The sequence below is a fragment of the Bacillus sp. NPDC077411 genome, from assembly GCF_044543425.1.
GTDB lineage: Bacteria > Bacillota > Bacilli > Bacillales > Bacillaceae_G > Bacillus_A > Bacillus_A bruguierae.
On record NZ_JBITWA010000018.1, the window covers coordinates 22,364 to 29,171 of the forward strand.

The 6,808-nt window shown below is 34.5% G+C and carries 5 protein-coding genes and 1 pseudogene; all 6 read left to right on the plus strand.

Going from position 1 to position 6,808, the window contains the following annotated elements; translation table 11 throughout:
• The first annotated feature begins 490 nt into the window (after window positions 1–490).
• Window positions 491–2,386 (plus strand): endonuclease MutS2, encoded by a 1,896-nt coding sequence (locus ACIGHG_RS19660; protein WP_396550098.1) that lies wholly within the window; start codon window positions 491–493, stop codon window positions 2,384–2,386.
• A gap of 265 nt (window positions 2,387–2,651) precedes the next feature.
• A complete protein-coding gene (locus ACIGHG_RS19665; RefSeq protein ID WP_396550100.1) occupies window positions 2,652–3,974 on the plus strand; it encodes a DEAD/DEAH box helicase in 1,323 nt (440 codons plus the stop codon).
• Window positions 3,975–4,074: 100 nt separating this feature from the next.
• Window positions 4,075–4,767, plus strand: a complete 693-nt coding sequence (locus ACIGHG_RS19670; protein WP_396550102.1) for a DUF3888 domain-containing protein — start codon at window positions 4,075–4,077, stop codon at window positions 4,765–4,767.
• 51 nt (window positions 4,768–4,818) lie between these two features.
• Window positions 4,819–5,556 carry a 2,3-diphosphoglycerate-dependent phosphoglycerate mutase gene (gpmA, locus tag ACIGHG_RS19675; protein WP_396550104.1) on the plus strand — a complete coding sequence of 246 codons (738 nt, stop codon included), beginning with the start codon at window positions 4,819–4,821 and terminating at the stop codon, window positions 5,554–5,556.
• Between the two features lie 292 nt (window positions 5,557–5,848).
• Window positions 5,849–5,977: pseudogene (locus ACIGHG_RS19680) on the plus strand (oxalate decarboxylase); the annotation flags it as partial.
• Window positions 5,978–6,155: 178 nt separating this feature from the next.
• Window positions 6,156–6,808 (plus strand): M20/M25/M40 family metallo-hydrolase (locus ACIGHG_RS19685; RefSeq protein WP_396550106.1); only part of this gene is annotated, 653 nt, incomplete at its 3' end.

Consider the following 6,808-nt stretch of genomic DNA (forward strand, 5'->3'; position numbering starts at 1 on the left):
ATAATAATTCCATAATTTAGATTTCAATAAGAATAAAAAATAAATTAAACGAGGTGCTTTTTGTGAGTGGAGTAGTATCCAAATAGGAAAAAATTTAATGAAATAAATCTGATGACAAAGGGTATTTTTATATCAATATATACCCTGTGTTTGGTCATGGGTTTATTTAAGTTACCTATGAAGATACCTACAATACTTTATAAAGCATGTAGCGGTATTTATTATTAAAGACCAAGACCTTTATTTTGAGAAGGTTTGTTTAATAATAGATATTTGTCTACACTTGTCTTGTAAATGTATGTAAAGCTGTGGTATCCCCACAGCTTTTTTTATTTTTATCTCAATACTTTTGGGTAGGGAGAGCTCTTCGATATGGATGGAGAACAATCCTCACTGAGAGAATTTTTACTTTTTATAAACTTATTGAAATCTTATTATTAGGTATCTTCATACATGATTCAATTATTAAATCATAGTGAGGAGAACAAAAATGAATACAATGACTTTTGAAAAGTTGCAGTATAACGAATTAAAGGAAATCGTAAAATCATATTGTGTAAGTGGATTAGGAAAACAATTATTAGATAATCTGCAACCAAGCTCGAATGTAAAATTAGTCAAGAATCGTTTAAATGAAACAACTGAAGCAAAAGCAATATTAAATACAGAAAGTCACGTTCCATTAGTTGGGATTTCTAATATAGAAAACATAATTGGAAAGCTTGAAAAAGGGATGATTTTGGAACCAGCGGAATTAGTGAGCGTATCAGATTTTTTAAGAGGGTGTAGAAAAATTAAGGGATTTATGTTAGGCAAAGCATTTTTTGCGCCTGTTTTAAGCTCTTACGCATACTCGATGGCAGAGTTCAAAGATATAGAGGAAGAGATTTATTTTTCTATTAAAGGGAATCGAGTTGATTCTGCGGCGAGTAAAGAACTCAAGCGAATTCGAAATCAAATCGAAACAACAGAAGAAAAGATTGGAGATCGTTTAAATAAATTTTTAAAAAGCAGTGCAAATAAAGAGTATATTCAAGAATTCTTTATTAGTAAAAAAGATGATCGATATACTGTTCCTATTAAGGCTTCTTATAAAAACCAAGTTGCGGGAACAATTGTAGAGGTGTCTTCTAAAGGTTCAACAGTATTTATGGAACCTGCTGTTATTTCAAAATTAAGCGGAGAGTTAGCCAGTTTAAAAGCGGAAGAGGCGATAGAGGAGTATCAAATATTAGCGACTTTATCAGGAATGATTTTTGAGAATGTTAGTGATATAAATATTAATATTGAGCTTATCAGTCAATACGATATGATTTTCGCGAAAGCTAAATTTAGTAAGAGTATTGATGGTATCGCACCGAAACTAAATAGTCATGGATATATAAAACTAGTTGAATGTAAACATCCTCTTTTACAAGGTGAGATTGTTCCATTAAATTTTGAGATTGGAAAAGAATATCGTAGTTTAGTCATTACGGGACCAAATGCCGGAGGAAAAACAATTGTCTTGAAAACAATTGGATTATTAACTTTAGCAACAATGTCAGGGTTTCATATTCATGGTGATGAAGAGACTGAAATTGCCCTTTTTGATTCTATTTTTGTAGATATAGGTGATAATCAAAGTATTGAAAATGCTTTAAGTACTTTTTCTTCACATATGAAAAATATTTCAGAAATTATGAGGATATCTAACAATAATACGTTGTTGTTATTTGATGAAATTGGTAGTGGTACAGAACCGAATGAAGGTGCTGCCCTTGCGATCGCCATCTTAGAAGAGTTTTATCATACGGGGTGTATCACAGTTGCGACGACTCATTATGGTGAAATTAAACGATTCTCAGAAATTCACAGCGACTTTATGAATGCGGCTATGCAATTTAATAATGAAACATTAGAGCCGATGTATAAGTTAATGATTGGGGAATCTGGAGACAGTAACGCACTTTGGATTTCTAGAAAGATGAATTTACGGAAACATGTTTTGGAGCGAGCACAGTGTTATATGGAAAATAAAGATTATAGCTTAGAGCTAGTAAAAGAAAATAAAATAAAGAAGCCTGAAGTAAATGCAGTAAAAACGAAAGAAACTTATGAGTATGAAATTGGAGACAAAGTAACATTATTAGATCACAATGATTCTGGTATTGTATACAAGAAAAAAGATAGTTTCAATAATATTGTAGTACTATACAAAGAAGAGTTTATTGAGGTGAATTGTAAGCGCGTTATTTTGGAATTGAAAGCAGCAGAGTTGTATCCAGAAGGCTATGATTTAAATACTTTGTTTGTAAGTTATAAAGAAAGAAAGCTGCAACATGATATAGATCGAGGCTCTAAAAAAGCATTAAGAAAAATTCAAAAAGAAATGAGAAAAAAATAAAGTGAAACTTCCATAAGTGGGGGATATCCCCCACTTAGGCTACTAGTTTTTCTTTGCGTCTTGAGGTGAGGGTCTTACTGCTCGTTAAAGCGGGACAACCGAAAAGATAATTCAATTGCCAGCAAGCCCTCACTTAAACGTTAGCACGTTTTGAAGAGAGGGTTTGTTTTACATATTTAAAATAAGAATAAATGTAATCTTATTTTTCATATTTAGCAAAATAAATGGTACAATCAATATTTGATATGAAAAATAGTGAAAAGAAGTGATGGATTTGAAAGGTTTTTTAGAATTAGGAATTAGTACAACGTTAAATGATACATTAAGAGAAAATGGAATTGCAGAATCGACTCCGATTCAAGAAAAAGCAATCCCAGTAGTTCTAGAAGGAAAAGATATTATTGGACAAGCAAAAACAGGAACAGGAAAAACATTAGCATTTATTTTGCCGATATTAGAAAAAGTAAATCCGAAGTCTAGTCATGTACAGGCGTTAATTGTAGCACCGACGCGAGAGTTAGCATTGCAAATCACAAACGAAATTCAAAAAATGACTGAACATGTAAAGGATATTCATGTGCTTGCTATTTATGGTGGGCAAGATGTTTCACAGCAAATGAAGAAATTACAAGGAAATACACATATCGTTGTCGCGACACCTGGCCGATTATTAGATCATTTACGCCGCGGGACAATTGAATTATCACATGTATCTATGCTCGTTTTAGATGAAGCGGATCAAATGCTGCATTTTGGCTTTTTACCAGAGGTAGAAGAAATTATTGAACAAACACCTGCAGAGAGACAAACGATGTTGTTTTCTGCAACGATGGCTAAGCAAATTCAATCTCTTGCAAAACGTTATATGAGAAAACCTGAAATTATAAAAATTCAAAGTGCAGAGGTTACAGTAAATAATATTACACAGCGCGTCGTTGAAACGACAGACAGGGCAAAACAAGATACGCTGCGTCAACTTATGGAACGAGATCAACCGTTTTTAGCGGTTATCTTCTGCCGCACGAAACGCAGAGTTACAAAATTGTATGAAGCGCTGAAAGGATACGGCTATAACTGTGATGAACTTCACGGTGATTTATCACAAGCAAAACGCGAGCGTGTTATGAAGCGTTTTCGAGATGCTGAAATTCAATATTTAATTGCAACAGATGTAGCAGCAAGAGGACTTGATGTAGAAGGTGTTACGCATGTATTTAACTACGACATCCCAGAAGATGTCGAAAGTTATATTCACCGCATCGGGCGGACAGGCCGTGCTGGTGGAAGTGGACTTGCGATTACATTAGTTGCGCCAAAAGATAAAATGTATTTACAGCAAATTGAAAAAGGAATTAACGCATCATTGCAACGACAAGTAGTAGAGCAACCTAACAAACAAGAGCCTGAGAAAAAAGAACAAAGGTCGCAAAAACCAAGAGAAAAGAAACCATTTAAAGAGAAGAAACAATTTGGTCAATCTGGACGTCGTGATAGAAAAGAAGGACCGAAAACAGAGAAATCTCATTTTGGTCAACCGAGCAAAAAGAAGCGCAGCGCAAAGCCGGGGCAGAAAAAGCGCGGACGATAGAAATATAGTAATGATTGAACATGAGTACCTTCTGAAAAGAGGACTCATGTTTTTTTATGTGTGTAAAAACTTTAGGACATACTACAGGCGAGGTGATTTGATGAAGAAGTTTGTTACAATCATTGTTTTCGCTTTATTTATGTTTTCTTTAACTAGCCTCGTACATGGTGAAGAAAAGAAAAACATACAAGATTATTTTGATGTGAATATAAACGGATATCGTGTGTACGTTTTAGACGATTTTGTCGAATTGATAAATGAGGGAAAAGTTACTTCCCTAACAAAAATATTTTTTGAAATTTTACGGAGAGAACAACAATGGGTATTAGAACCGAGAGTGTATGTAAAAGGGAATTTGGGGTATGTTCATATTGTAAAACAAAATGGTGTGAATGTTCTTTATCATATAAAGAAAATACATGAGAATTGGACGATTTTGCGAGAAGAAAAGAAAGTTATAAATAGAGTACCTGTTCCAAAAGAACTGCTAAAGGAAGTTCTTTTGGAACGGCTTGTCGAATATATCGGAGGTGCTGTACAAGATTATTATGGTGAAGGTAGGCTATGGTACAGAGGAAGCGAAAAGATATTAAGTATTGAGAAAGATGAGGCAGAATTTGAATTTTATGTTATCGTTCAAGTTATTACGTTTAAAGGTGCCCATAATCCGCCGTATGGAGAAGAGACGATGACATTTCGAGTAAAAGGTGGAGGCGAGGTTCAACTCATGAAATACAAACATCGCGACATTTCTGAAACTGAATTATCTAAATTGAAACTAAGAACAATATAAGAGTCGTACATGATAGATGTAAACATTTTATTGCTTGGAGGAGATATTGTTATGATTAAGCTTGTGCTTCTTCGTCACGGTCAAAGTGTATGGAATGTGGAAAATAGGTTTACTGGATGGACCGATGTTGATATGTCTAAAAATGGATTACAGGAAGCGAGAGAAGCAGGACAAATTTTAAAGGCGAATGGCTATACGTTTGACGTAGCATACACTTCTGTATTAAAACGAGCAATTCGAACGCTTTGGATTATTCTTCATGAGATGGATCTTGCCTGGGTACCTGTCTATAAATCATGGCATTTAAATGAACGTCATTACGGTGCACTGCAAGGCTTAAATAAGGATGAAACGATGAAGAAGTACGGAGAAGAACAAGTACATATATGGCGCAGAAGTACAAATGTAAGACCGCCAGCACTTACGAAAGACGATCCGCGTTATGAAATTTCAGACCCTAGATATAAACATTTAAAAGAAGGAGAATTTCCTCTTACAGAGTGTCTAGAAGATACAACAAAACGAGTTCTGACGTATTGGCATGAAGAAATTGCGCCAGTATTACAAAAGGGCGAGAAAGTAATTATTTCATCGCATGGGAATACAATCCGTTCGCTTGTAAAATATTTAGATCATTTATCCGATGATGGCGTTGTTACATTAAATATTCCTACGAGCATTCCGCTTGTTTATGAATTAGATGATAACTTAAAACCAATTCGGCATTATTATTTGAGCATGGATGGAGAAGTACCAGAAGGAGAAATTCCGAAGCATATACAACTCTAATATAAAAATGAATAGAAAAACCAAAATAGATGTGTCATAAGGCACATCTACTTTGGTTTTTTTAGATGAGTCATATAGTGCGTGTTTCTTATCGTATATTGAAAAAAGTAGTTCTTGAGACTCTTATTGATGGAATAGAGGCATTGTGTTATTTGGAAGTTTCTCTTTCACTCGTGCTAAGCATCTATTGAAAGAGAACAGAAGAAAACTCCACTTCAGAACCCGGAGGAGGAAAAGGGTGAGGGTTTTCGTAAAAAAAGGGGAGTTTTAAGGGAAGAGTGAAGAGCGAAAGATTCCACAACCAATCAGAGGAGATAAAGGAGCTACTGTTAAAATTCCACGTAATATTGAACTTGACCGTCAAAATCCTGATATGTTAGCTCCGCCAGATACAGACAGTGGTACGGTTGGGAATATGAAATAGTGTACAAATTATAAAAGTTAATACACGAAATTACGAAATTTGTAAGAAGTACAAACGGGTCATATAACATTTGAAAATGATACAATACTTATATAAACTTACACCTTGTTATATAGTAATAAGGTGTAGGGAAAATCAAAACTTCATTTTATTTTAATGGAAAGAGGAGAAGCAGATGTATAACAATTTAGCGGAATTAGTTAAGCACCCTGTATTTTATCATTTTGCAGAAATTTCAAAGATTCCAAGAGGATCGGGAAATGAGAAAGAAATTAGTGATTACTTAGTAAAATTTGCACAAGAGAGAAATTTAGAAGTTGTACAAGATCATGCATTAAATGTCATTATAAAGAAGCCAGCAACAGCTGGATATGAAAATGTGCCAACGATTATTATTCAAGGGCATATGGATATGGTATGTGAGAAAAATCAATCAACTGTTCATGATTTTGAGAAAGATCCAATTCAATTGCGAATTGTTGAAGATATGCTGTATGCAAATCATACAACGTTAGGTGCGGATAATGGGATTGCAGTTGCATATGCATTATCTTTATTAGATGCAACTGATATTCCCCATCCTGCTCTTGAAGTTGTGATTACGACAGAAGAAGAGACAACGATGGGCGGCGCTTTTGCAGTTGACCCTAGCCATTTTAGCGGTAAAATCTTTATTAACATTGATTCAGAAGAAGACCATAAATTGTTAGTAAGTAGTGCGGGCGGTGCAAAAGCAGTTGACCCTAGCCATTTTAGCGGTAAAATCTTTATTAACATTGATTCAGAAGAAGACCATAAATTGTTAGTAAGTAGTGCGGGCGGTGCAAA